Origin of the sequence: Aurantiacibacter gilvus, from assembly GCF_038289935.1 — a bacterium.
Classification (GTDB): Bacteria; Pseudomonadota; Alphaproteobacteria; order Sphingomonadales; family Sphingomonadaceae; genus Alteraurantiacibacter; species Alteraurantiacibacter gilvus.
In genome coordinates this window covers 835172-861081 of sequence record NZ_JBBYHV010000001.1, presented here as the reverse complement: position 1 = coordinate 861081, position 25910 = coordinate 835172, and the positions used below count along the sequence as shown (strand labels likewise).

The window sequence follows — 25910 nt, the reverse complement described above, 5'->3', positions numbered from 1 at the left end:
GCGGATTCCTGCGGTTTGTGGCGGCGGGATGCACATGCCGCAAGCCATGCGAGAAGCGGCTGGCTGTAGGAAAGGCGCCCGGCAGGATTGCGGCCTCAATGCCGGTCGAAACGGGCCTCTGCCGCTACCAACGCGTTCAGGCGTTCATCGGGCACCAGCAATTGCAGCACTTCGCTGATCACACCGCGCCCGTTGGCACCGGTGGTCAGGACTGCAACGCCATACCGGCGGTCCGGCTCGAACAGGATGATCGCACGTTCACCCCGGTTCTTGCCATTGTGGAGCAGGAAAAGGTTGTCGCCGCTGTCATAGACCATCCAGCCGAGACCGTGGCCGGTGTGCTGCGGACAAAGATCCTCGGGAATGATCCCCGGCGGGCAGGCCTGCTCCACCTGGTCATCCACGATCGTCTGTCGGCGCGCGAGCATTGCCGCGTCAAGCCCCTGGCCATGCATGGCAGACCGCAGGAACAGTGCCATGTCGCCAATGGTGGTGTGCAGGTTGTTGGCACCGCTCGGCGCGGCGCTGCGGCCGGGAAGGTCGAGCGTTCCGTCAGGGCGACGCACCAGTGCCACGCGATCTTCCCATTGCGGCGACGGCGTGAACCAGCTGTCGCGCATTCCGGCAGGGTCAAACACCGTGCGCGTGGCAATCTCACCGAACGGCTGCGCCAGGCGGGCCTCGGCAAAATGGACGAGGTAGTCGAAATTCTCGCCCGAATAGTGTGTTTGCGTTCCCGGTGCGGTGCTGATCGCAAGCTGCCCATCCGGCATGTCGCTGCGCCAGTTCTCGGCAAAGCCGGTGCGATGCGTAAGCGCCAGTGCGGGTGTGAGTGCGCGGACACGCGGATCGTCGGCAAGGTCGGGATCAACAAAATCGGCAGCCATGGCGGCATCGAGATCGATCTCCCCGGCCACGGCAAGTCGCATCAGGCTCTCGGCAACGACGGCCTTGGTGACCGATGCGACGTTATAGAGGGTGTCGGCCCGCGCGGGCACGCCGGGTGCCATTTCGCCATAGTTGGCCGTCCACTGCACTTCACCGCTGGAAAGGTAGGCGACGGCAAGGCTGGGCACGTTGTGGCGGGCCAGAATGGCCTCTGCATCTGCATCCAGCACCTGTCGCAACTGCATGGCCTCGACATCCGTTGCCGGGCCGGCCTCGGCCACTGGCCCTGACGAGCCGGCCTGGCCATGCACACAGGCGGCAAGAAGTCCGGCCGCCAGCGCGACCGAGAGGTGACGACAAGGCATGAATTCACTCCTGAAACCGACCGTATTGGTGTTATAATACAGTAGGCATCAAGCGGGTCAACCCGTCAGAATTGGGGCAGTTCGAACACGGTCATGGTCCAGCCCAGCCCGTCGCGGCTGAAGGTCAGGTTCGGCCCCGGCGTGCCATCCTCGTAGGTGCCGAAGGCGCGGAAGCTGTTCAGCCCTTCGCGCTGGACGTCCCAGCTGATCTCCTGGCTGCGATAGCGTTCGGGCACCAGCGGGACGACGGGCGCGCCGTAGCGCACGATATTGGCCACGCCGGTGGGCGTAATCGCGCGGTCGATAGCCTCGCGCCCTACCCGCTCCGCCACCACGCCGCCGACGACATCGAGCAAGCCGCCGCGGCCCTGCTCCGCGGCCACGGCATCGGAAAGCTGCTCGCGAGCTGACGCACGCATGGCATCGAAGTCGATCCGCTCTTCCAGCGTCGCAGTGTCGCCGTCCATGGCGGCATCGGCGACACCCTTCATCGCGAGCCACGGCGAGACGAAATACCAGCCGATGGCGGTGAGGAAGAGGATGGCAAGGAGGAGGGGGAGCTTTTTCATGTTTCAGGAAACGTCCTAACGACCTCAATCTTGCCAACAATAGCAGCATTGAAGGCGTCTAGGTCCTCGGCAGGAATCCAGTATTCCTCATGCGCCTTCCCGCCTGCCAACTGGCGTTCGTACTGGTCGAGGAAGTCCTTTCGAACCTTAAACTGTGTCACGTAACCTGAGCCACTGCTCGGCACGTTCCAGTCGCGCGCGATCTTTACCGCATATTCTTCGTTGGTGACCGGATAAAAAATCGGCTGCTCAGGCAATCGCGGGGGCCATGCTGTCCAGCCCGAATCCTCAACCAGCTTGAGTTCCTCAGGACCGGTTGGTCGCCAGAGAGTGACAGTCTCCATCACTCGATCTCGAACAGGTCCGCCAGCTGCTCGATGATCGTGCCGCCGAGCTGTTCGACGTCCATGATCGTCACGGCCTTGCTGTAATAGCGCGTCACGTCGTGGCCGATACCGATGGCGACCAGCTGGACGGGTGAGACCTTCTCGATCCACTCGATCACCTTGCGCAGGTGCGCCTCGAGGTAGCCTGCCGAGTTCACGCTGAGGGTGCTGTCGTCCACCGGCGCGCCGTCGGAAATCACCATCAGGATGCGGCGGTCCTCGGGACGGGCCAGCAGGCGTTCGTGCGCCCAGAGCAGCGCCTCGCCGTCGATATTTTCCTTCAGCAGGCCTTCGCGCATCATCAGGCCCAGTGAACGGCGCGCGCGGCGCATGGGTTCGTCGGCCTTCTTGTAGATGATGTGGCGCAGGTCGTTGAGGCGGCCGGGGTTCTCGGGACGGCCATCGGCGAGCCACTTCTCGCGGCTCTGCCCGCCCTTCCAGGCGCGGGTGGTGAAGCCGAGAATCTCCACCTTCACGCCGCAACGTTCGAGCGTGCGGGCAAGGATGTCTGCACTGATCGCGGCGATGGAGATCGGCCGCCCGCGCATGGAGCCGGAATTGTCGATCAGCAGGGTGACGACGGTGTCCTTGAAGTCCTGCTCCTGCTCCTGCTTGTAGCTGAGCGAGTGGCCGGGGCTGACCACCACGCGGGCCAGCCGGGCTGCGTCGAGCAGGCCCTCTTCCTGGTCGAAGTCCCACGAGCGGTTCTGCTGCGCCATCAGGCGGCGCTGGAGCCGGTTGGCGAGCCGCGTCACCACGCCCGCGAGGCCCGCCAGCTGGCTGTCGAGGTAGGCGCGCAGCCGGTCGAGTTCCTCGTAATCGCACAGGTCGGTGGCTTCGACCACTTCGTCAAAAGAATCCGTGAAGGCCTTGTAATCAAAGGTGGAAGGAATGTCCTGCCACGGCGCGTTGCGCCGCTGCGGCAGCTGCATTTCCTCGCCGTCTTCTCCTGGATCGCCTTCGACCAGTTCATCCTCGCCCGGCGCCTGATCGCTCTGGTCGCCCTCGCCTTCCTCGCCCTCGGCACCTTCGGCGCGGGTTTCCGGCTGGTCGGACTGGTTGGCACTGTCGTCGTCGGCATCCTCGGGCGTTTCTTCCTCGCCCTTGTCGTCGCCTTCTTCCTCTTCGAAGCCCTCGGCGTCCTCCGGCATGGCGGGGACCATGTCGAGGTGGCGCAGCATGTCGAGGCCCATGGTCTGGAAGGCCTTCTGGTCGTGCAGCAGGTCGCCCAGCCGCTCGAAATCGTCGCCGGTGCGGCTCTCGATATATTCGCGCACCAGCTCCACGCCCTCGCGCGCGGCGAGCGGCACCTTCTGCCCCGTCAGCTGTTCGCGCAGCAGCAGGCCCAGCGCGGTGTGCAGCGGCACTTCTTCGGCAGTCTCGGCGCGGGAGATAGGGTCGGCGGCCAGCCGCCGGTCCTGCATGGCAGCAAGGTTGCTGCGCATCCCGGCGAATTCGTTTTCGCCGATGGCCTCGTAGCGCACCCGCTCGATGGTATCGTAGCAAGCCCGCGCGTCGGCATCCTCGGGCCGCATCTTGCTGTGCAGGGAATCGTTGTGGTGGCGCAGGCGCAAGGCGAAACTGTCGGCAAAGCCGCGCGCTTCCTGCGCCGCCTCGACCGGAATGTCGCGCCCCGGCATGGGGACGCGGGCGAGCTTGCCTTGCTGGTTGGGCGTGTCCGCCGTCCAGTTGATCTCGACCTCGCGGTCGCGCGCAATGGCACGCGCCGTGCCGGTCAGCGCGGTCTTGAAACGGTCGAGGGGGGATTCGTCGGACATGTGCTGGCCTCGCCTAAAGCCTGCCGCGTCCAGTGCAAGGGGCTAAAGCAGCGATCCTGCGCCAAAGACGCCGATCAGCAGCGGGTCATTGGTCGCCTGGGGGTTGGCGCGAATGGCGGCTTCCTCGACGCCCATCTCGGTCCAGATGGCATTGTCGACACTGGTGGAGACATTTCGTGCCACGCCCGCCACGTCGATGCCCGTCAGGCCCGCCAGCAGTTCGCCCACCAGCGGTTCGCTGGCCACGCGCATGGCCTGGCCCAGTTCGGGCACCATGGCTTCGACCAAGGTCGTGCCCAGGTCCTGCCGCAGGAAGGCGGTGGCGGCGGTCGGCCCGCCGTTCACCAGCGCCACGGCATTCTCGATGCCGATCACCCGCACCGCGTCCGCCACGATGGGCGCGGCGCGTTCGGCGCCTTCGATGGCCACATCGGCAAAGGCATCTTCCAGCCGGTTCTTGAACAGACTGGAGGTGAGGATCGAGGCGACCACGTTGCCGCGCGCGCCCAGCAGGTTTTCCAGCCCGATCTGGCCCACGGCATCGTCCCAATAGCCGCCCGGCGCGACCAGCCGCGCAAAGGCCCGCTCGCTGGAAAGGAAGAGGAGCCGGCGGATCGCATCGGTGAGGCTGTAGCCGCCCAGCGTCTCGCACCCCGGCAGCACCAGCAGGGTAGCGCTGGCCGCGCTCCCGGCGAGAAACCTACGGCGGCTGGCACGGGAAAGCGGCAATTCGGTCATAATCAGACTCCTCTGCTTGCAGACAGGGTTAGGCCCTGCCCATATGGCTGGCAATGCCCGCAAAACGCGTCCGCCTCCTCGTGATGAACACCGCGCTCGGTCCGCTCGACTACCGCGTGCCTGAAGGCATGGCGGTGGACTACGGATCGGTGGTGGTGGCACCGCTCGGCCCGAGGCAGGTCACGGGCATCGTCTGGGAGAGTGAACGCCTGCCGGGCACGGAAGTGCCCGATTCCAAGTTGCGCCCGCTGCTGGACGTGCTCGACGTGCCGCCCTTGCAGGCGGAGTTGCGGCGACTGATCGAGTGGACCTCCGACTATTACATCGCCCCCATGGCCAGCGTGGCGCGCATGGTGATCTCCAGCGGCGGCGCGCTGCGCGGCCCCGCCACCATGACCGAATACCGGCTGACCGGGGGCATGCCCGAACGCATGACCCCGCAGCGGCAAGCCGCCATCGAGGCGCTGGAAGGCGAGCAGGCGACGATCCGCGAGCTGGCGGGGATCGCGGGCGTCTCCGAAGGCGTGCTGCGCGGCCTCGTGAACCAGGGTGCAATGGAGCCGGTGGAGGTCGATATCGACCGCCCCTACACCCGTGCCCGCGCCGACTTCGACCAGCCCCAACTTTCCGCCGACCAGCGCGAAGTGGCGGACCGGCTGGTGGCAGCGGTGGAGGAGCGGAAATTCGCCCCGATCCTGCTCGACGGGGTCACCGGGTCGGGCAAGACGGAGACCTATTTCGAAGCCGTGGCCGCCGCCCTTGCCGCCGACCGGCAGGTGCTCGTGCTGCTGCCCGAAATCGCCCTGACCGAGGCTTTCCTCACCCGGTTCGAGGGCCGCTTCGGCGCTGCCCCCGTCACCTGGCACAGTTCGATGAAGGCGACCGAACGGCGGCGGGCCTGGCGCGCCATTGCCAGCGGGGAGGCACAAGTGGTGGTCGGCGCGCGCTCGGCGCTGTTCCTGCCTTACCGCAATCTCGGCCTCATCGTGGTCGACGAGGCGCACGAGATCAGCTTCAAGCAGGAAGACGGCGTGCGCTACAACGCCCGCGATATCGCCGTGATGCGCGCCCGGTTCGAGGGGATTCCCGCCGTGCTCGCCAGCGCCACCCCGGCGCTGGAAAGCCTGCACATGGCCGACAGCGGCACTTACGAGAAGCTCGTCCTCCCCAGCCGTTTCGGCGGGGCGGAATTACCCGATATCAAGCTGGTCGATCTCACCGAGGAAAAGCCCGGTTCCGGCGCCTGGATCGCCCCGCCCTTGCGCGCCGCATTGCAGGACCGGCTGGAAAAGGGCGAGCAGTCGCTGCTGTTCCTCAACCGTCGCGGCTATGCCCCGCTGACCCTGTGCCGCCACTGCGGATACCGCTTCAAGTGCCCCAATTGCAGCGCCTGGCTGGTCGAACACCGCCTCAGCCGCCGCCTCGCCTGCCACCATTGCGGGCACGAGACCCAACCGCCCGAGAAGTGCCCCGAATGTGGCGAGCCCGACTGTCTCGTCGCCTGCGGCCCCGGCGTCGAACGCATTGCCGACGAGGTGCGCGAGATCCTGCCCGAGGCGCGCGTGGCCGTGGCCACGTCCGACACCCTGCGCACCCCCGAAGCCGCTGCCCAGTTCGTCGCGGCGGTCGAGAACAAGCTGATCGACGTGATCGTCGGCACCCAGCTGGTGACCAAGGGCTTCCACTTCCCCGAACTGACGCTGGTGGGCGTGATCGATGCCGACCTCGGCCTCGAAGGCGGAGATCTGCGCGCCGCCGAGCGCACCTACCAGCAGGTGGCGCAGGTGGCCGGGCGCGCCGGTCGCGGCGAGAAACCGGGCGAAGTGCTGATCCAGACGCGCCATCCGGAAGCGCCCGTCATCGCCGCGCTCGAGGCAGGCGACCGCGATGCGTTCTACGAAGCCGAAACCGAAGCCCGCCGCTATGCCGGCGCCCCGCCGTTCGGGCGCTGGGCGGCAATCATCATTTCCAGCGAGGACGAGAAGGAGGCACGAGAGGCCGCCCAAAGACTGGGCGACACCCGGCCTCGACTGGACGACGTGCAAGTGCTCGGACCCGCGCCCGCACCGCTGGCCCTGCTACGCGGGCGATACCGTTACCGCCTGCTGCTGGTCGCGCGTCGCAGTGCGAGCCTGCAAGCTGTGATCCGCGACTGGCTCGACAAGATCGACCACCCGCCCGGCGTACGTGTGGGCGTGGATATCGACCCCTACAGTTTCGTCTGACACGCAGCGCGCGGCAGGAATGCAACAGGCGGCGAGCCAATGGCTCGCTCCTGCCCATTTGCGGGATCGTGACAATTGAAATCATCGGCGAACCACAATAGGCCTTTGATCAGGACTGGAGATTTGTCGATGACTCGCTTTTTTGTTGCCCTGGCAGCCCTGATTACCCTGGCCGTGGCGCCCGCGGCCCAGGCTGCGGACTGGTTCCGCGCCGAAACCGAGCACTTCATCGTCTATGCCGAAGACGATGAAAGCGCGACGCGCGAGTTCGCACAGGACCTGGAGCGGCTGGACGAGGTACTGCGCCTGTTCACCGGCATCAGCGCGGATGACGGCAGCCTGCCGGCTTCGGCCAAGGTTACCGTGTTCCGCTTTGGCGAAACGAGAGACATGTCGGCGCTCGCTGCCGGTCGGCGCAACACCGGTATTGGCGGTTTCTTCATTGGCCGGGCAAACGGTTCGGTGGCCTTCGTACCGGTTCGGCAAAACCGGCGCCGGGGCCGCAGTGTGCGCGAGGCCCTTGATGAGGACCTGCAGCTCGATCCGCGCGGAATCCTGTTCCACGAGTACGTTCACTATTTCATGTTCCAGCATGCCGATGCGCCGTACCCGCTGTGGTATAGCGAAGGCTTTGCAGAGCTGTTCGCAACGCTCGAGTTTGAAGACGATTACTTCGTCATCGGCGAAATGCCTACGGCACGCAGCTTCTCGCTGGCGACCCTGCCGATCGACCTTGAGCGGACCTTTGACCCGCCGGCTCGGCGCACGCGCGAGGATACCGGCTACACCTATGCCCACGGCTGGCTGATCGCGAGCCACCTCAACCTGAACCCTGAGCGTCGCGGCCAGATGACCGAATACATGGTCGCAATCGGCCAAGGCGCCTCGCCCATGGAAGCTGCCCGGCGTGCTTTCGGCGATCTCGACGTGTTGCGCGATGAACTGGAAGAATTCCGCCAGGGCCGCGCGCGCTTGCTGCGCGTCCCCTATGCGGTGGATGCCGATCCGGCTGTCGAAATCCACCGGCTGGCGGACGACGAAGCTGCCCGCATGAACCTCATGATCCGCTCCAATCGCGGTGTCGACGAGGACGAAGCGCAACGCCTGGTCAGCGAGGCGCGCAGCTTGGTGGCGGAATACCCGCAGAGCGAGGCCGTGCTGCTGGCTGCCACCGAGGCCGAGTTCGATGCGCGCAACTATGCCGAGGCGGAAAGCCTTGCCTCTCGGGTTCTGGAAATCGACCCGGAATCGACCGAGGCAGCGATCTACTTCGCCGATGTGGCCCTGCGCCGCACTTACGAAGATCCCTCGCAGATCATCGAAGCGCGCCGCCGTTTCGCCGCTGCGAACCGCATGGAAAACGATCACGCCTACCCGCTGTACGGATACTACCTCACTTACCTGTTCGACCCGGAATACGAAGGTGACGAAGTGCCGGTAACGGCCAAGCAGGCCCTGGAAGCCTCGTTCGCCTATGCCCCGTTCGACAGCACGGTGCGGCAGGCGTTGGTGCACATGTTGTTGACCGAGGGAAGGCCCGACGAAGCACGTATCGTGGGGGCTAGCTACCTGACCGGCAACGGCGGCTATGCCTGCATGCTGCGCAAGAAGTTCGACGAGTACCTCGCCGGCAACGAAGAGCCCCTGCTCGATGAAGTCCGCCCGGACCACCCTGGCGAATATCTTGACGAAGAAGCGCGCGAAGCCCGCAACGACGAAGTCGAAGCCGAAATCGAAGAATACGGCTGCGAAGTCGACTAGGTCTCAGGTGATTGCCGGTTCACGGGCTTTCGTCCGTGTTCCGGCACCGCCGTCCTGCGTTAGCGTTGGCAGGGCATGGCTTCCGAGAAAACATCCGACACTGACGGGCCGGTCCTGGTCCCGATCTTGGGCGACCAGCTGACGCGCGACCTTGCTTCGCTGCGCGGCCGCGCGAAGGACGACACCGTCGTACTGATGATGGAGGTCTGGGACGAAGCCACTTACGTCCGCCACCACAAGCAGAAGATCGTGCTGGTCTTCTCCGCCATGCGCCACTTCGCTGCCGAATTGCGCGATGCGGGCTGGAGGGTCGACTATGTCGGGCTCGACGACGCGGACAATGCGGGCAGCTTTACCGGCGAAGTCGCCCGCGCCGTGGAGCGCCACGACCCGCGCGCGGTGCATGTGGTAGAAGCAAGCGAATGGCGCGTGCAGCAGGCACTGGAGGAATGGCCCGACAAGTTCGCCTGCACGGTGGATATCCTGCCCGACGATCGCTTCGTGGCCAGCAAGGCCGAGTTCCGCGACTGGGCCGAGGGGCGCGATGCCTTGCGAATGGAATATTTCTACCGCGAAATGCGCCGCAAGACCGGTCTCTTGATGGCCAAGGACGGAAAGGGCGACAAGCCCGCAGGCGGCGAGTGGAACTACGACAGCGAGAACCGCAAGCCCCCCAAGGATGGCCTCGAAGCACCAGCGCCACCCAAGTTCGAGCCCGATGCAATCACGCGGGAGGTGATCGCGCTGGTAGAGGATCGCTTCGCAGATCACTTCGGCAGTATCGACGGCTTCCGCTGGCCCGTTACCCGCGAGCAGGCAGAAGCAGCGGCAGATGCCTTCTTCGCTGACCGGCTCTGCGATTTCGGTCCTTACCAGGACGCCATGGTCCACGGGCAGGACGACCTGTTCCACTCGCTGCTGTCGACCAGCCTCAATCTCGGCCTGCTCGATCCGCTCGACCTGTGCCGGCGCGCCGAGGCGGCCTACCGCGAGGGCAAGGCCCCGCTGAACAGCGTCGAGGGCTTCATCCGCCAGATCGTCGGCTGGCGCGAATATGTGCGCGGGTTCTACTGGCACGAAATGCCGGGGCTGGCCGAGGCCAACGAGCTGGAAGCGGACCGCCCGCTACCCGAGTTCTACTGGACCGGCGAAACCGACATGCGCTGCCTCGCCGACGCTATCCGCTCCACCCGTGAGAACGCCCATGCTCACCATATCCAGCGGCTGATGGTACTGGGCAACTTCGCCTTGCTCGCCGGGATCAGGCCGCAAGAGGTGGAGGACTGGTTTCTGGTGGTCTACGCCGATGCCTATGACTGGGTGGAATTGCCCAATGTCGCGGCCATGGTGCTCTATGCCGACGGCGGGCGGCTGGCCTCGAAGCCCTATGCGGCGAGCGGCAACTACATCAACAAGATGAGCAATTACTGCCGCGATTGCCGCTACAAGGTCAGCGAGAAGACCGGCGCGGACGCCTGCCCCTTCAACCCGCTCTACTGGCACTTCATGCACCGCCACCGCGACCGGCTGGAGGGCAACCACCGTATCGGACGCATCTACGCGACCTGGGACCGCATGGGCGAAGACAAGCGCCGCGAATACCTCGACAGCGCCGAGGCCTTTCTCGACCAGCTGGAACCCGCCGCGAAAGGCTGGGCCCGCGATCAGTAGACGGTGATGGCAGCCCCCTTGCGGCGCCACATCGGCGGAACGATCCGCCCCAGCTTGACCGTGCGCCACAGCATCCACACGCCCGCGCTCGTCGCCACGACCAGCGCGAAGATGGTCGCCTCCAGCCCGAAACCTCCGCCTGCCAGCAGGCTCGGCCCTTCCAGCGTGGCATTCACGGCCCCGTCGAGGTCGTAGCCCGATACGGGCACGTCCCAAACGGCCTGCACCACGTTCCAGCCCGCATGCAGTCCCACGGCGAGCCACAGCGAGCGGGTGAACATGTAGGCCCCGCCCAGCAGGATCCCCGCTTCAATGGCGATGGCGAGCGAGGAGAAGAAGGTGGCGTTGTCGTTGGTCGAATGAAGGAAGCCGAACACCAGCGCACTGATCGCCAGCGCGATCCAGCTGCCCGCCACTTCCTCGACCCAGCGCAGCAGGATGCCGCGCATGAGCAGTTCCTCGAAGAAGCCCGCATAGACGCCGGTGATGAAGATTATCCGCGCCCAGTCGGAAAAGCCTCCGACGCTCTCGATCCGGTAGACCCCGGCGAGCGCAGCCAGCCCCACGCAGGTGCTGATCAGGGCAGCACCGCCAAGCACGCCCAGTGCCACATCGCGCAGCGCCCTGCCGTCCAGCGGCAAGTCGTCATGCCTGGTCGTGCCCAGCCGCCGGATCGCCAACTTGTAGACCAGCAGCAGCAAGGCAACGAGCAAGCCCACCGCCAGGATCAGGCCAAGAGGATCGGGCACATTCGGCTGGATCAGGTTTTCGGTGACCTGCCCGGTCAGCCATACGGCCCCTATGACCAGCGCGACCGCCACCACCATGGCGACCAGCGGGAATTGCCATACCTTGAGCCACAGCGGGCGCTCTGTTGGTGCGGCAACTGGGGCAGGTGCTTCAACGGGGCCTGAATCGTCCATCGCCTTCCTCCCTTGCGCCTGTCTAGCGGCGGCAGGAAGCATGGCAAGCGTCAGGCCTTGTTTTCGCGGCGGAGCAGTTCCTCCTTGATTGTCAGGCCATAGGCATAGCCGCCCAGCGATCCGTCGGCCGCGATCACACGGTGGCAGGGGATCAGCACGGCTATCTTGTTCGCCCCGTTGGCCCCGCCCACCGCGCGGCTGGCGCCCGGCTTGCCAAGCCGTGCGGCAAGTTCGCCATAGGAACATGTCTCGCCCGGCGGGATGCGGCGCAGCTCTTCCCAAACGCGCTGCTGGAAGGCCGTGCCCTTCACGTCGAGCGGGATGTCGCGCCCGGTGCCGGGCTGCTCCACCGCCGCCACGACCTGATCGAGGAGGTCGCGGAAAGCCTCGCCGCCTTCGGCCAGTTCAGCCTTGGGGAAGCGCGCGCGCAATTCCTCTTCGCCTTCGCCAAAGGAAAGGCAGCACACTCCTCTGTCGGTCGCGGCCACCAGCATCGGGCCCAGCGTGGTTTCCACCGCGGCCCAGTTGATCGTGCGCCCGGCCCCGCCGTCGCGCCAGTCGGAGGGCGACATACCCTTCTCCTTCATGTCCTCGTAAAACCGCGACGGGGCAGAATAGCCCGCCTCGTAGATGGCATCGGTCACCCGCGCCTCGCTGGCCAGCGCGTCACTCGCCCGTTCGCGGCGCAGGGCGCGGGCATAGGCGGCCGGCGACAGGCCCACGGCACGGGTGAACACGCGTTGCAGGTGCGTCGGCGAATAGTCGGTGGCAGTCCCGAGAGCCTCCAGCGAAACCGGTCTCTCCGCATCGCGCAATATCTCGATCACCCGCAGGACGGCCGCCTCCTCGCGGCTCTGCTGGTCCGGCGCGCAGCGCTTGCAGGCGCGCAGGCCAGCGGCCTCGGCAGCCGCAGGCCCGGCGTAGAACTTCACGTTCTCGCGCTTGGGGGCACGCGCAGGGCAGCTGGGGCGACAATAGATACCGGTCGAATGCACGCCGGTTACAAAGACGCCGTCGAACCGCCGGTCCTTAGCCAGCGCGATCTGCCAGCGATCGTCGTCATTGAGCTGTGTCTTTTCCATGGCATCCACCTAGCGCGCCCGGCCAAGCTGCGCGTCCCGAAGCTTGCGGTCAATGCAAGGTAATATAGAGAAGCAGCCATATGCGTCGCATTTTCATCATCTTCGCCATGCTCCTTGTGACCCTCGTGGTCGCGCCTCCGCCTGCACAAGCGGACTCCGCCGATATCGAGGCTGCCGCACGCGGGGTGGTGCGCGTCATCATTATCGGGCGCGACGGGGACGAGATCTTCCCGATTTCCCACGGCACCGGCTTTGCCGTCGGAGGGGAACGTATCATTACCAATGCCCACGTGGTGCAGGAAGCGATCGAGGATGACCGGCTGTCGATCGGCGTGGTGCCTGCCCAGGGCCGCGAAGCGGTATATGCCCGGCTGGTGTCGATCAGCCCGCGCAACGACCTTGCCCTGATCGAACTGACCGAACCGCTCGGCCTGCCGCCGCTTACAATTGCCGGTAACCCGATCACCAGTGGCAGCGTGACCGCCGTGGGCTATCCCATGAACGTCGACCGCGCACAGGGCCTTGCCCAGGCCGATATCTTCCGCGCCCAGCCACCCGTTACCGCCACCGGCTTCCTTTCCGGTCGCCGCCCCAGCCGCGAATTCGATACCATCCTGCACACCGCCCCCATCGCCGCGGGCAATTCGGGCGGGCCGCTGCTCGACGATTGCGGCCGCGTGCTGGGCGTGAATTCCTTCGGCACCGAGAGCGCGGGCTCGGACGCCGAGTTCTTCTTCGCCGTCTCCACCCGCGAGCTGCTGCCCTTCCTGCGCGCCAATGACGTGACGCCGCGTCTCAATGCCCTGCCCTGCCGCAGCCTGGCCGATCTCGATGCCGAGGAGCTGGCGCGGCAGGAAATGCGCGCCGAAGTGGAACGCGAGCGAGCCGACAACGAGGCAGAGGCGCTGGCCCTGCAGACCGCCGAAGCACGCCGCACCATAACCTATGAAGTCATGGACGAACGCGCCAACGCCATGGGGCTGACCTTCCTGTTACTGCTGGTCTCGCTCGGCGCAGGCGGTGTGGCGGCCTTCGGCCACCTGAAGAATGACATGCGGCTGCGCTCGATTGCCGGTTCGGTCGCCGGGCTGGCGCTGGTCGGTGCGCTGGCGGCCTGGATGACCCGCCCCGGCTTTGCCGAGATCGAGGAACGCGTGGAGGAGGCCTTGCGCGAAGATGCGCCCGCCGACGGCCCCACCGGCATGATCCCGACACCGGATGCAACCCCGACCAATGGCGGCGAGTTCACCTGTGTGCTCGACACCAGCCGCAGCCGCGTGATCGGCGCGCCGGAAACCGACATCGACATCTCGTGGAACAGCGATGGCTGCGTCAACGGGCGCACCCAGTACGGCCTCGACCAGGGTGAATGGACCCGCGTCCTGGTCCCCGCCAACGAAGCGGCGGTGACGATCAACCAGTTCGATCCCGAAGCGGGAGAACTGGTGATGGAACGTTACCTGCTCGATCTCGATGACCTGCGCGATGCGCGCACCACACGCGGCAGTTACCAGGCCCCGGCCTGTGGCAGCGGCGAGGCAGCCGCGCGCGAGCTGGGCAACAACCAGAGCGCCATCACCAATGCCCTGCCCGACAGCCCGAACGAACGCCTCGTCTATCGCTGTTCGCAGCGAGATATCGAAGGAAGCGCGGGCGAATAAAAAAGCCACAGTCGTGCTGCTTCCCCGGCCCCTGCCCGACTCGGGTTGCATCCTGACAGGGCCGATGCTAGGCGCGCGCCAGCCTTACGGGGGTGCGATTCCGCACGCCTTATACAGGTTGTCACATTTTCCGTTACTCGGACCCAAGAGGACCTTCGCGCGTGGAGCTTTCCGCCGGTATTCAGGCAAGCCTGGCAGGCCGTTATGCCAGTGCCCTTTTCGACCTCGCCAGCGAGGCAGGCACCGTCACCGCTGTCGAGAGCGATCTCGACAAGTTGGACGCCGCCCTGCGCGAATCGAAAGACCTTTCCGCCCTCATCACCAACCCGGAAATCAGCCGCGGCCAGCTCGCTGCCGTGATGGCCGGTATTGGCGATCACCTTGGGCTGTCCGACCTGACCAAGAAATTCCTCGGCGTGCTGGCGGAAAACCGCCGCGTGTCAAAGCTGCCGGGCATGATCCGCGCCTTCGCCACCATCGCTGCTGCCCAGCGCGGTGAAGTCCAAGCCGAAGTCGCCAGCGCGCATGCCCTTTCCGACACGCAGCTCGCCGATCTCGAAACCAAGCTGCGCGCCCGCGAAGGCCGCACGGTGAAACTCAAATCGCGTGTCGACCCCGACCTGCTGGGCGGGCTTGTCGTCACCATCGGATCGCAGCGCATCGACAGCTCGATCCGTACCCGTCTCAACTCCCTCGCCCAGGCCATGAAGAGCGCCTGAGCAGCCATATCTGAAGAAGGCTGATTGCAATGGACATCCGCGCCGCAGAAATCTCCAAGGTCATCAAGGACCAGATCGCCAATTTCGGCACCGAAGCCGAAGTCAGCGAAGTCGGCTCCGTGCTGTCGGTGGGTGACGGCATCGCCCGCATCCACGGCCTCGACAAGGTCCAGGCCGGTGAAATGGTCGCCTTCGCCAACGGCGTGCAGGGCATGGCGCTGAACCTCGAAGCCGACAACGTCGGTGTCGTGATCTTCGGCTCCGACGCCGAGATCAAGGAAGGCGACGTCGTCAAGCGTACCGGCACCATCGTGGACGTGCCGGTCGGCAAGGGCCTGCTGGGTCGCGTGGTCGACGCGCTGGGCAACCCGATCGACGGCAAGGGCCCGATCACTGACGTGAAGCAGGCGCGCGTGGAATCGAAGGCTCCGGGCATCATCCCGCGCCAGTCGGTGAACGAGCCGGTGCAGTCGGGCCTCAAGGCCATTGACGCCCTCGTCCCCGTCGGCCGCGGCCAGCGCGAGCTGATCATCGGTGACCGCCAGACCGGCAAGAGCGCCGTCGCGATCGACACCTTCATCAACCAGAAGGGTGTGAACGCCGGCGACGACGAGAAGAAGAAGCTCTACTGCATCTACGTCGCCGTGGGCCAGAAGCGCTCCACCGTCGCGCAGATCGTGAAGCAGCTCGAAGAAAACGGCGCGATGGAATATACCATCGTGGTTGCCGCAACCGCTTCGGAGCCTGCTCCGCTGCAGTACCTGGCCCCCTACACCGGCGCGGCCATGGGCGAATTCTTCCGCGACAACGGCATGCACGCCGTGATCGTTTACGACGACCTCTCCAAGCAGGCCGTGGCTTACCGCCAGATGTCGCTGCTGCTGCGTCGTCCCCCGGGCCGCGAAGCCTATCCGGGTGACGTGTTCTACCTGCACAGCCGCCTGCTGGAACGCGCCGCCAAGATGAACGACGAAAACGGCGGCGGTTCGCTGACCGCGCTGCCGATCATCGAAACCCAGGCCGGCGACGTCTCGGCCTATATTCCGACCAACGTGATCTCGATCACCGACGGCCAGATCTTCCTCGAAACCGACCTGTTCTTCCAGGGCATCCGCCCGGCCATCAACGTCGGCCTGTCGGTGTCGCGTGTGGGCGGCGCCGCCCAGACGAAGGCGATGAAGAAGGTCGCCGGTTCGATCAAGCTGGAGCTGGCCCAGTACCGTGAAATGGCTGCCTTCGCGCAGTTCGGTTCGGACCTCGACGCTTCGACCCAGAAGCTGCTCAACCGCGGCGCGCGCCTGACCGAGCTGCTCAAGCAGCCGCAGTTCTCGCCGATGCCGGTGGAAGAGCAGGTCGTGTCGATCTTCGCGGGTACCAACGGCTACCTCGACGCTGTCGCGGTGGACCGCGTGACCGAATACGAAGCCGCCATGCTCAGCTTCATGCGCAACGAACATGCTGACGTGCTCACGACCATTCGCGACACCGGCAAGTTCGAAGACGACACCAAGGCATCGGTTGTCGCCGCGCTCGATACTTTCGCAAAGCAGTTCGCCTGATCCGGGACCGAGCCTAACAGGGAGCCGAAATGGCCAGCCTCAAGGAACTCAAGGACCGTATCAAATCGGTCAAGTCGACGCAGAAGATCACCAAGGCGAAGCAGATGGTCGCCGCGGCGAAGCTGCGCAAGGCGCAGGCCGCTGCCGAGGCCGCGCGCCCCTATGCCTCGCGTCTCGCGACGGTCATGGGATCGCTCGCCGGCAAGGTGAGCGGTGACAGCGCCCCCCTGCTGCTGCGCGGTACGGGCAACGACCAACGGCACCTGCTGGTGGTGGTCAACACCGACAAGGGCCTGTGCGGCGGTCTCAACGCCAACGTGGTGAAAGAGGCCAAGCTGCAGGCCCGCAAGCTGATCGCCGAGGGCAAGGACGTTACCTTCTACCTTATCGGCAAGAAGGGCCGTGCCCCGATCAAGCGCGACTACGCCAGCCAGATCGCCCACCACTACGATACCTCGGACATGCGCAATCCCAGCTTCGATGAAGCCGATTCGATTGCCGAGGATCTGGTGTCGCGGTTCGAGGCTGGTGAATTCGACATTGCCCACCTCGTCTACCCGGTATTCAAGTCTGCCCTCGCGCAGGATCCGACCACGGTACAGCTGCTGCCGGTCCCGACGCCGGACAATGTCGAGGCTTCGGAAGCCGCCGTGGAATACGAGCCCGACGAGGAAGCGATCCTCGCCGAGCTGCTGCCGCGCTACGTCAAGACGCAGCTGTTCGGTTCGCTGCTCGAGCGCGAAGCCAGCGAACAGGGCGCCTCGATGACCGCGATGGACAACGCCACGCGTAACGCCGGCGACCTGATCGACAAGCTGACCATCCAGTACAACCGCAGCCGCCAGGCCGCGATCACCACCGAACTCATTGAAATCATTGCTGGCGCGGAAGCGCTGTAAGAGACACCAGGCAAGGAAACGAAAATGGCCACCGCCCCCGCTCTCAACCAGACCACCAACGGCACCATCAGCCAGGTCATCGGCGCCGTCGTCGACGTGCAGTTCCCCGGTGAACTGCCCGCCATTCTCTCCGCGCTGGAGACCAAGAACGGCGACAACACGCTCGTCCTCGAAGTGGCGCAGCACCTTGGTGAAAACACCGTGCGCACCATCGCCATGGACGGCACCGACGGCCTCGTCCGCGGCCAGGAAGTCATCAACACCGGCGCCCAGATTTCCGTTCCGGTCGGCCCCAAGACGCTGGGCCGCATCATGAACGTGATCGGTGAACCGATCGACGAGCTCGGCCCCATCGGCGCCGACAAGACCATGCCGATCCACGCCGAGGCACCGGCATTCGTCGACCAGTCGACCGAAGCCGACATCCTTGTCACCGGCATCAAGGTCATCGACCTGCTGGCACCTTACGCCAAGGGCGGCAAGATCGGCCTGTTCGGCGGCGCCGGCGTGGGCAAGACCGTGCTGATCCAGGAGCTGATCAACAACATCGCCAAGGGCCATGGCGGCGTGTCGGTGTTCGCCGGCGTGGGTGAACGTACCCGCGAGGGCAACGACCTCTACCACGAATTCCTCGACGCTGGCGTCATCCAGAAGGACGAGAACGGCGTTGCCACTTCGGAAGGCTCCAAGGTTGCGCTGGTGTTCGGCCAGATGAACGAACCCCCGGGCGCGCGTGCCCGCGTCGCCCTGTCGGGCCTGACCATGGCCGAATACTTCCGCGACGAGGAAGGCCAGGACGTGCTGTTCTTCGTCGACAACATCTTCCGCTTCACCCAGGCGGGTTCGGAAGTGTCGGCGCTGCTCGGCCGTATTCCTTCGGCCGTGGGCTACCAGCCGACGCTGTCGACCGACATGGGTAACCTGCAGGAACGCATTACCTCGACCACCAAGGGCTCGATCACCTCGGTGCAGGCCATCTACGTTCCCGCGGACGACCTTACCGACCCGGCACCGGCAACCTCGTTTGCCCACCTTGACGCAACGACCACGCTGAACCGCGCCATTTCGGAACTCGGCATCTACCCGGCGGTGGACCCGCTGGACTCGACCAGCCGCGTTCTCGAACCGCGCGTTGTCGGCCAGGAGCACTACGAAACCGCACGTAAGGTCCAGGAAACGCTGCAGAAGTACAAGAGCCTGCAGGACATCATCGCCATTCTCGGCATGGACGAGCTGTCGGAAGAAGATAAGCTGACCGTGGCCCGCGCCCGCAAGATCCAGCGCTTCCTGTCGCAGCCGTTCCACGTGGCCGAGGTGTTCACCAACATCCCCGGCAAGTTCGTGCAGCTGGAAGACACCGTCGCCTCGTTCAAGGCGGTTGTCGAAGGCGAGTACGACCACCTTCCCGAAGCGGCCTTCTACATGGTCGGCGGCATCGACGAAGCCGTGGCCAAGGCCCAGAAGATGGCCGAGGAAGCCTAAGAGCCATGGCACTCCACTTCGAACTGGTCACGCCGAGCAAGCTGGTCCGCTCCGAGGACGTCCACATGGTGGTCGTCCCGGGCGCGGAAGGCGAGTTCGGCGTGCTGGAGGGCCACGCGCCCTTCATGTCGACCATCCGCGACGGCGCGGTGCAGGTCTGGAAGACCGAAGGCGCTGCGCCCGAGAGCATCGAAGTGCGCGGCGGCTTTGCCGAGGTGGGCGAAAACGGCCTCACCGTGCTGGCGGAGCATGTCGAGGACTGACCCGGCCGGCGGGACGCGGTGAAGACCCGCCCTGCCATCTGTCACCGAAAACGGCGTTACGGCTCCGAGGCCGAGGCAATTGCCGCGGCCTTGCGGGCGCGCGTCACCTTGCGCCCCTACCGCTGCGAGCTTTGCCGCAACTATCACCTGACCAGTCGCACCAAGGGCATGCGCAGCCTCCCGCGCCAACCCGTGGCGAACTAACGCTTGCGCCGCGTCGGGGCATGGAAATCGGGCGGCTTGTCGGCGATCCAGGCAAGGAACCTGGCGACCTCTTCATGACTGGCGACCGGGTCGCGCGCACCGTCCAGCCGCACCAGCTGGGCATTGGTGAAATGCGCGTGGATCGTGCGGTGACAGATCGGGTGGACGGGCACGGTGTCGCGCCCCTTCTTCGCCCTGGGCACCGTGTGGTGCTGCTGCACGCGCCTGCCGAGCGGCCTTTGGCATAGCCAGCAGGTGTCACCATTCGCCTCGCTCATAAGTGCATCTTAACCATGTTGCGCCAAGGCGGACCAGATATGACTGCGACAGAAGCACCGGCGAAGACAGACTGGCGCGGCGACCTGCCGTGGCTGGCACTTGTCGCGCTGGTGGTGCTGGCGACGCGGGCGATCTGGTTCGGCAACCCTGTCGCCGATTTCGACGAGCAGCTCTATTCCTTCATCGGCTGGCGCATGCAGTATGGCGAACTGCCCTTCGTCAACTGGTGGGACCGCAAGCCCTTCGGCCTGTTTGCCATTTTCGGCGCGATCCACGCGCTGTTCGGGCCCTCCGCCCTCGCCTACCAGCTGGTGGCGACCGCAGTGACCATGGTCAGCGCCTGGCAGACATTCCGCCTCGCCCGCCTGCTGGTGGACCGCGTGGCCGCAGCCATTGCCGCTGCACTGATGGCCATGCTGCTGGCGGCCTATGCCAGCTACTCGGGCCAGAGCGAGGTCTTCTTCACCCCGCTGATGCTGGGCATGGCACTACTGCTGGTCGATCCGAAGCATCCCGATTTCACGCGCCGCGCCATGTGGGCCATGCTGCTGGGCGGTCTCGCCTTGCAGGTGAAGTACACCGTCATCATGCAGTGCGCCTTTTTCGGCGGCTGGGCACTGTGGGTGGAATGGAGGCGAGGCCGCACCTTGCCGCAACTGGCAGGAATCGCCGCGGGCTTTGCCGCGCTCGGCCTGCTGCCGACATTGCTGGTGGCGGCCTTCTATGCCGCTATCGGTCATTTCGACGCCTTCTGGTTCGCCAACTTCCTGTCCTTCTTCGAACGTGCTGCCGCCCCGCAGGGCCGATGGGCACCCAGCCACTGGGTCGGCGTGGCCCCGGTCGCCGTGCTGGCTGCTGGCGGGCTCTACGCTGCCTTCCGTATGGCGCGGCCCGAACGCTTCGGCGTCTGGGCCTTCTTCGCCGGATGGGCGCTGGCGACCCTCCTTACGGTACTGCTGCCCGGCACGGTCTATCTCTACTACTACGCCGCCATGGCCGCTCCGGTCGTGCTGCTGGCAGCACCCTTGTTCGACAGCCGCGGACCGGCCAAGGCATGGATCGGCGTGGCATTGGCAGCGGTAATGCTGGCACTGCTCAATCTTCCCGCCCGCTATGCCCAGTCGCAGGACGAACGCGCCGCTACGCAGGCTCTGGTCGATGCAATCGCCCCGCATGTGGGCGGCGAGACCTGCCTGTGGATCTGGGACGGACCGACCGCGCTCTACCGCCTGACGGATAGCTGCGTGCCCACGCAGTTCGTCTACCCCGACCACCTCAACAACGCGCTGGAAACCGGCGCCTTGGGCACCGAGCAGGTGGGTGAGGTCAACCGCGTGCTTGCGACCATACCGGGAGCGATCGTGACCGCTGACGAAGGCATGACGGTCCGCAATCCGGTCGCTTCGGAGCTGGTATTCCAGGTACTTGATGCCAACTATTCAGAAGCAGTCACGGTGGAAATGCACGGCCGCAATGTCACGGCCTGGGTGCGGGAACCGCCTGCTTCCTGACCCGCGCGGTCCACCACAGGAACAGCCCCGCCCCAATGATGATCGCCGCGCCCAGCAGCGCCACGGCATCGGGGAAATCGCCGAAGAATATCGCGCCCAGCGCCACGGCCATCAGCAGCTGGCCATAGGTCATCGGAGCCACGGTGCCCGCGCCCGCCTTCGCCGTACCCATGTAGATCAGGTACTGCGCCAGCGTCGCCGAACAGCCGATAAAGGCGCAGCGCGCTACGATCGACCAGTGGGGCCAGTGCATTGCGAACTGCTCGACGCCGCTCACATGCCCGGCAGCGGTCACTCCCAACAGGAAGACCATCGCCGTCACGCTCATCCAGTACTGCATGGCCAGCACGCTGGCGCGGCCGTGGACCTTGCGGTTGAGGATGATGACAGTGGCCATGCCGGTTGCAGCCATCAGCGGCAGGAGCACGCCCCATCCTGCCGTATCGAAGGTCGGGCGCAGGACGATGAACACTCCGGCAAAGGCAACCACGGTTGCCAGCCAGGTGGTCAGTCGCGCCCGCTCGCCGAGGAAGATCATTGCCAGCACGGCGGTGATGATCGGCTGGGTGAAGCCAATGGCCGTCGCTTCGGCCAGGGGCATGAGCCATACTGCAAGGAACATGCATATCGCCGAGGTACTGATCGCAATCCCGCGCAGCCATTGCAGGCCGTCCCTCGGCAATGCCAGCGAGGCCATCCCGCCTTGCCGCACCATCAGCACGGCCAGCACCGCGGTGCCGACCATGTAACGCGTCGCCGCCATGGCCGGTGCAGGCCATTCGCCCGCCATGCCCTTGATGATCGCGTCGCCCAGCGAGAGCGTGCAGAATCCGGCGAGCGCGAAGAGCAGCCCTGCCCGATCCGATTGTTGCATTGTGCGCACTCCCCCGACGGAATGCGCGCCTTAAGGGGCACTGGCACTGCGGGCAACGAATTCCTGTGCGGCAACGCTGCGAAGTTTACCTCGCGTTAAACGGTCATGCTTAACAAAGCCCTATGCCGGTGCCCGCGCTGGGCGCCTCCCGGGGGCAAAATGACGAAACTGATTATCCAGATTCCCTGCCTGAACGAGGCCGAGACCCTGCCCGCGACGCTGGCCGCACTGCCGCGCCGTGTCGAAGGCGTGGACGTGGTCGAATTCCTCGTGATCGATGACGGCAGCAGTGACGGCACCGCGCAGGTTGCGCGCCAGTGGGGCGTGCACCACGTGGTCACCCACCGTCGCAACCGCGGCCTCGCCGCCGCCTTCCGCTCGGGCATCGACCGCGCGCTGGCCGAGGGCGCAGACATCGTGGTCAACACCGATGGCGACGGGCAGTACGAAGGTGCGGACATTGCCGCGCTGGTGCAGCCGATCGTCAACGGTCAGGCCGACATCGTGATCGGCGACCGCGGCGTGGGTGACCACGCACACTTCTCTCCGCTCAAGCGGCTATTGCAGCGCGTGGGCAGCAGCCTGGTGCAACGCCTTGCCGGCACCCATGTCTCCGATGCCGTCAGCGGCTTCCGGGCGATCAGCCGTGACGCCGCCCAACGCATCAACATCACCACCGAATTTTCCTACACCACCGACATGCTGATCCAGGCGGGTCGCAAGAAGATGGCGATCACCACGGTGCCCGTGCGCACCCATGCGGTCGAGCGGCCCAGCCGCCTGTTCAAGTCGATCCCGCGCTTCATCACCCACACCGGCATCACCATGGTGCGCGCCTTCACCGCCTACAAGCCGCTGCGCGCTTTCGTCGGTACCGGCTCGATCATCGCCTTCATCGGCCTGCTGCCGATCCTGCGCTTCCTGTGGTTCTGGGCCCAAGGCGATACCGGCGGGCACATCCAGTCACTCGTCATCGGCGGCGCGCTGCTGGTGCTCGGCACGCTGGTGGCGATCATGGGCATGGTAGCCGACCTCGTCGCCGCCAACCGCAAGCTGATCGAGGAAAACCTCGCCCGCACGCGCAAGCTGGAAGACCTGCTGGCGAAGATGCACGAAAAGGCCGAGGACAAGACCGCGACGCCCGCACGGCCCAGGCGCAAGGACGCCGCGTGACCGCGCAGGCGATCACCGCCCCGCACATGGACAGCAAGCCCGCCGCGCGCCTGCCGCTGGCGGGCTCTGCCGTCTGGCCAGCAGCTGCCATCGGCCTGCTGCTGGCGTTCCAGCTGTCGATGGTCTTCACCCGGGCGATCAACTGGGACGAATTCTGGTTCTATTACCACGTCGCCGACTTCGCGCGCGACAACCTCGCACAGCCGCTGCAGAGCCTGCACGTGCGGCTGTTCGCCTGGCTGCCCGGCATGTCCGGCAGCGGGGTAGACAAGATCGTGACCGCGCGGCTGGCCATGCTCGGCTGCGAGATGGTGACACTGGGCGCGATCTACGCCATCGCCCGCAAGTTCGTGGAGCGCCCCGTAGCGCTGTGTGCCGCCCTACTCTACCTCTCGGCGGGCTTCGTGCTGCAGCACGGCTTCTCCTTCCGCACCGATCCCATGGCCACGGCCGCACTGATGAGCGCGCTGGCGCTGCTCGCCCGTGCGCGCCTTGCCGTGTTGCCGCTCGCCGCCTTTGCCCTGCTGGTGGCTGCCGCCGGCTTGATCACCATGAAGGCCGTGCTTTTTGCCCCCGCCTTCCTCGGCCTTGCATGGATGCGCTGGAGCGAGGACCGCTTCGCTGTCGCCACCGCCCTCCGCATGGTCGCAGCAGGCATCGCAGCCATTGGCGCTTTCGCCGCGCTCTACTGGTGGCACTCTTCCGCGCTCACCGAAGCCACTGAAGGCACCGCCATGGCTGCCGGGGCATCGCGCTGGATGTTCTTCCTCGGCGTGCCGCCATACTGGCAAATGGGGGTGAAGGCAGCGCTCACCGCGCCCGTACTCACCTTGCTCGCCCTCGCCGCGCCCTTCGCGATCTGGCGTTCGGAGCTGTCCAGGGGTGCCAAGTGGGGCCTCACCGGCCTGTGGCTGCCGCTGCTGCTGCCGCTGTTCTACACCAACACTGCCGCCTACTTTTACGCCTTCATGCTTGCCCCCGTTACGGTGAGCGTCGTGATCGCGCTGCAGGCCGCGCTGAAGCGCTATTCGCTGCGCCTGATCGTCGCGGTGCTGGCCGTCATGGCGACCGGCATCTTCGCCATCGAGGACCGCGAGGCGATCGACCGCCAGCGCGCCGTGGTCGAGACGGCCGAGGCCCTGCTGCCCGCCGGAACCGCCTATTTCGACCACAACGGCATGGTGCCCGGACTCGACAAGGCGAACTGGCTGGTGACCCCTGCCGCTCTTGAAGCGTATCGCCGGAACGGCACGCCTACCTATCGTGAGACGATGGAGTCCCGGCCAGTGCCAATGCTGCTGGCCAACGACGCGACCATCGAAGCCGCACTGGAAGACCGGTACAGCCCGCTGCTGCCCGCCGACACTGCCGCCTTGCGCGACAATTACGTCAGCTTCTGGGGTCCGATCCACATTGCAGGTCGCGAGTTCGCACCCGGCAGCGATACGGAGGTCGCGATGCTCGTGCCCGGCACCTACACCGTGATCGGCGGTCCCGCCGTTATTGACGGCACCAGCCATGCTTCGGGAAGCCTGGTCGAGATTACTCGCGGCATGCACCGCGTTGAGACTGGCGAGCATCCCCTCCGCCTGCAGTGGGGCGACAACCTCGCCCCGCCCGCGGAAGGCTGGGACGACGGGGAGCTCTACGTCGGGTTCTGATCAGCCTCGCGAATTCGCAGGCTCGCCGCCACCAGCAGCGAGGCACGCAAGATCCAGCCGGCGAGGGCGGCCCAGAGTAGCCCTTCAAGCGTCTGGTGCAGGTCCGTAAAGACCAGCAGCCCCAGCGACAGCAGCAGCCCCGCCCAACTCGGGAAAATCCCGGCGCGCTGGCGATGCGCCACGACGAGCAACTGCCAGTATCCGTTGGGAACCACGCTGGCACCCGCGACCAGTAGCACCAGCCACAGCAATTCCGCGGCGCGCGAGTAACCCTCGCCAAGCACCAGTGCCAATAGCGGCCCACCGAATTGCCAGGCCAGCAGGCACACCGGAGCAAACAGCAACAAGGTGGCCAGCACGACCAGCCAACCGTGACTGCCCGTCCCTGTCTGTTCGCTGTCCGTGCGGCGCGAGAGTACGGGCAGGCTGGCGTTGAGGAAGCCTTGTGCAGCCATTGTCAGCAGACTGCCCAGCTGCACCGCGATGCCCAACTGGCCGACTGCCTGCAAGTCGAAGCCCAGCGGCACCGCCAGCAGCACCGGCACTGTGGTCAACGCGGCAACCGCCATTGCGGCGAGGCCGATCGGCATGCCCGCGCGCAGCACCGGCATAACCTGCGCACGTGAAAACCGCGGACCGCGCAAGCCGGTCGCCCGTTGTACCAAGCGGTAGGAAACCAACGCCTCGAGCACCCAGCTCACGGCATGCCAACCAAGCACCAGCAGCACGTCACGCGTTGCGAACAGGATTACCAATCCCACGACCAGTTCGAGCAACCGGATCGAGCCGGTGATCCGGAGCACCATTCCGGCACGCTCCAGCCCGGTGAAGATCGGTCGGCTCCACAAGGCCAGACCGCGGGCGAACAGGGCCGGGACCGTCAGCAGCAATGCGAGCTGCAAGGTCGAATCCTCGGCAGCGAGCAAGGCAAAGAGCGCGAGCGCGACACCGCTCGCCAGCAGCAGCACGAGACGCAGCCCCAGCGCGGCAGCAATGAACGGGGTCGCTTCCTCCGGCGCCCTGCCCACCTGGCGAGCCATCAACACGTCAGTCCCCATGATCGAGCAGAGGACCCCCAGCGTGTAGGCGCCGATAGCGTAATTCCAGATACCATAGGCCTCGGCGCCCAGCAGCCTGGCTATGGCAATCACGAACACCGCCCGCAGTACGGCCTCGCTCCATTGCGCGCCCGTGAGGAAAGCCCCGTTGCGCACGACCGACAAGACGTCGGCTGGCATC

At 65.8% G+C, this 25910-nt stretch carries 23 protein-coding genes; 13 read left to right on the top strand and 10 right to left on the bottom strand.

The window, feature by feature from the left end:
• Positions 1-95 precede the first annotated feature (95 nt).
• The 5 genes from AAEO60_RS04225 to AAEO60_RS04205 all read right to left on the bottom strand — a co-directional run bounded on the left by AAEO60_RS04225 (position 96) and on the right by AAEO60_RS04205 (position 4724).
• Positions 96-1253 carry a serine hydrolase domain-containing protein gene (locus tag AAEO60_RS04225; RefSeq protein WP_341672396.1) on the bottom strand — a complete coding sequence of 386 codons (1158 nt, stop codon included), beginning with the start codon at positions 1251-1253 and terminating at the stop codon, positions 96-98.
• Positions 1254-1318: 65 nt separating this feature from the next.
• Positions 1319-1822: a DUF2939 domain-containing protein gene (locus AAEO60_RS04220; RefSeq protein WP_341672395.1), complete on the bottom strand. Its 504-nt coding sequence runs from the start codon at positions 1820-1822 to the stop codon at positions 1319-1321.
• Positions 1819-2166, bottom strand: a complete 348-nt coding sequence (locus AAEO60_RS04215; protein ID WP_341672394.1) for a hypothetical protein — start codon at positions 2164-2166, stop codon at positions 1819-1821. Before AAEO60_RS04215 ends, AAEO60_RS04220 begins: the two co-directional genes overlap by 4 nt.
• The gene (gene cobT / locus AAEO60_RS04210) at positions 2166-3986 is read right to left on the bottom strand and encodes a cobaltochelatase subunit CobT (protein WP_341672393.1); all 1821 of its coding nucleotides are present in this window, start codon (positions 3984-3986) and stop codon (positions 2166-2168) included. The genes AAEO60_RS04215 and cobT overlap by 1 nt, the downstream gene beginning before the upstream one ends.
• Positions 3987-4028: 42 nt before the next feature.
• Entirely contained in the window at positions 4029-4724 is a 696-nt protein-coding gene (locus tag AAEO60_RS04205; protein WP_341672392.1) for a DUF4197 domain-containing protein, read from the bottom strand.
• Positions 4725-4777: 53 nt separating this feature from the next.
• On the opposite strand from AAEO60_RS04205, the gene AAEO60_RS04200 reads away from it, so the two are divergent.
• The 3 genes from AAEO60_RS04200 (at position 4778) to AAEO60_RS04190 (ending at position 10381) form a co-directional block, all read left to right on the top strand.
• Positions 4778-6949 (top strand): primosomal protein N', encoded by a 2172-nt coding sequence (locus tag AAEO60_RS04200; protein ID WP_341672391.1) that lies wholly within the window; start codon positions 4778-4780, stop codon positions 6947-6949.
• A 129-nt stretch (positions 6950-7078) separates the two neighbouring features.
• Positions 7079-8710 (top strand): tetratricopeptide repeat protein, encoded by a 1632-nt coding sequence (locus AAEO60_RS04195; RefSeq protein ID WP_341672390.1) that lies wholly within the window; start codon positions 7079-7081, stop codon positions 8708-8710.
• Positions 8711-8785: 75 nt separating this feature from the next.
• Positions 8786-10381: a cryptochrome/photolyase family protein gene (locus AAEO60_RS04190; protein WP_341672389.1), complete on the top strand. Its 1596-nt coding sequence runs from the start codon at positions 8786-8788 to the stop codon at positions 10379-10381.
• Here the strand turns inward: AAEO60_RS04190 and AAEO60_RS04185 are convergent.
• Both AAEO60_RS04185 and AAEO60_RS04180 read right to left on the bottom strand, forming a co-directional pair.
• Positions 10375-11304 carry a CPBP family intramembrane glutamic endopeptidase gene (locus tag AAEO60_RS04185; RefSeq protein WP_341672388.1) on the bottom strand — a complete coding sequence of 310 codons (930 nt, stop codon included), beginning with the start codon at positions 11302-11304 and terminating at the stop codon, positions 10375-10377. The genes AAEO60_RS04190 and AAEO60_RS04185 overlap by 7 nt on opposite strands.
• A gap of 50 nt (positions 11305-11354) precedes the next feature.
• A complete protein-coding gene (locus AAEO60_RS04180) occupies positions 11355-12386 on the bottom strand; it encodes a bifunctional transcriptional activator/DNA repair enzyme AdaA (protein WP_341672387.1) in 1032 nt (343 codons plus the stop codon).
• 80 nt (positions 12387-12466) lie between these two features.
• On the opposite strand from AAEO60_RS04180, the gene AAEO60_RS04175 reads away from it, so the two are divergent.
• The 7 genes from AAEO60_RS04175 (at position 12467) to AAEO60_RS04145 (ending at position 19173) form a co-directional block, all read left to right on the top strand.
• On the top strand, positions 12467-14047 hold the full coding sequence (locus AAEO60_RS04175) for a S1 family peptidase (RefSeq protein ID WP_341672386.1): 1581 nt from the start codon (positions 12467-12469) through the stop codon (positions 14045-14047).
• A 161-nt stretch (positions 14048-14208) separates the two neighbouring features.
• Positions 14209-14766: a F0F1 ATP synthase subunit delta gene (locus AAEO60_RS04170; protein WP_341672385.1), complete on the top strand. Its 558-nt coding sequence runs from the start codon at positions 14209-14211 to the stop codon at positions 14764-14766.
• 29 nt (positions 14767-14795) lie between these two features.
• Positions 14796-16325, top strand: coding sequence for a F0F1 ATP synthase subunit alpha (gene atpA / locus AAEO60_RS04165; protein WP_341672384.1), 1530 nt, complete (start codon positions 14796-14798; stop codon positions 16323-16325).
• A gap of 29 nt (positions 16326-16354) precedes the next feature.
• A complete protein-coding gene (locus AAEO60_RS04160) occupies positions 16355-17224 on the top strand; it encodes a F0F1 ATP synthase subunit gamma (RefSeq protein WP_341672383.1) in 870 nt (289 codons plus the stop codon).
• A gap of 24 nt (positions 17225-17248) precedes the next feature.
• On the top strand, positions 17249-18706 hold the full coding sequence (gene atpD / locus AAEO60_RS04155; protein WP_341672382.1) for a F0F1 ATP synthase subunit beta: 1458 nt from the start codon (positions 17249-17251) through the stop codon (positions 18704-18706).
• A 5-nt stretch (positions 18707-18711) separates the two neighbouring features.
• Positions 18712-18969, top strand: a complete 258-nt coding sequence (locus tag AAEO60_RS04150) for an ATP synthase F1 subunit epsilon (RefSeq protein WP_341672381.1) — start codon at positions 18712-18714, stop codon at positions 18967-18969.
• Positions 18970-18987: 18 nt separating this feature from the next.
• The gene (locus tag AAEO60_RS04145) at positions 18988-19173 is read left to right on the top strand and encodes a hypothetical protein (RefSeq protein ID WP_341672380.1); all 186 of its coding nucleotides are present in this window, start codon (positions 18988-18990) and stop codon (positions 19171-19173) included.
• Here the strand turns inward: AAEO60_RS04145 and AAEO60_RS04140 are convergent.
• A complete protein-coding gene (locus AAEO60_RS04140; RefSeq protein ID WP_341672379.1) occupies positions 19170-19451 on the bottom strand; it encodes an HNH endonuclease in 282 nt (93 codons plus the stop codon). The two genes, AAEO60_RS04145 and AAEO60_RS04140, sit on opposite strands and share 4 nt — an antisense overlap.
• A 39-nt stretch (positions 19452-19490) precedes the next feature.
• Between AAEO60_RS04140 and AAEO60_RS04135 the strand changes: the two genes are divergently transcribed.
• Complete coding sequence (locus tag AAEO60_RS04135) at positions 19491-20963, top strand: ArnT family glycosyltransferase (protein ID WP_341672378.1); 1473 nt, start codon at positions 19491-19493, stop codon at positions 20961-20963.
• On the opposite strand, the gene AAEO60_RS04130 is transcribed toward AAEO60_RS04135, so the two are convergent.
• Positions 20929-21837: a DMT family transporter gene (locus AAEO60_RS04130; RefSeq protein ID WP_341672377.1), complete on the bottom strand. Its 909-nt coding sequence runs from the start codon at positions 21835-21837 to the stop codon at positions 20929-20931. The genes AAEO60_RS04135 and AAEO60_RS04130 overlap by 35 nt on opposite strands.
• Before the next feature lie 159 nt (positions 21838-21996).
• Between AAEO60_RS04130 and AAEO60_RS04125 the strand changes: the two genes are divergently transcribed.
• Both AAEO60_RS04125 and AAEO60_RS04120 read left to right on the top strand, forming a co-directional pair.
• Entirely contained in the window at positions 21997-23010 is a 1014-nt protein-coding gene (locus AAEO60_RS04125) for a glycosyltransferase family 2 protein (RefSeq protein ID WP_341672376.1), read from the top strand.
• Positions 23007-24671, top strand: coding sequence for a hypothetical protein (locus AAEO60_RS04120; RefSeq protein WP_341672375.1), 1665 nt, complete (start codon positions 23007-23009; stop codon positions 24669-24671). The genes AAEO60_RS04125 and AAEO60_RS04120 overlap by 4 nt, the downstream gene beginning before the upstream one ends.
• On the opposite strand, the gene AAEO60_RS04115 is transcribed toward AAEO60_RS04120, so the two are convergent.
• On the bottom strand, positions 24656-25909 hold the full coding sequence (locus AAEO60_RS04115) for an oligosaccharide flippase family protein (RefSeq protein ID WP_341672374.1): 1254 nt from the start codon (positions 25907-25909) through the stop codon (positions 24656-24658). The two genes, AAEO60_RS04120 and AAEO60_RS04115, sit on opposite strands and share 16 nt — an antisense overlap.
• Between the last annotated feature and the right edge of the window lies 1 nt (position 25910).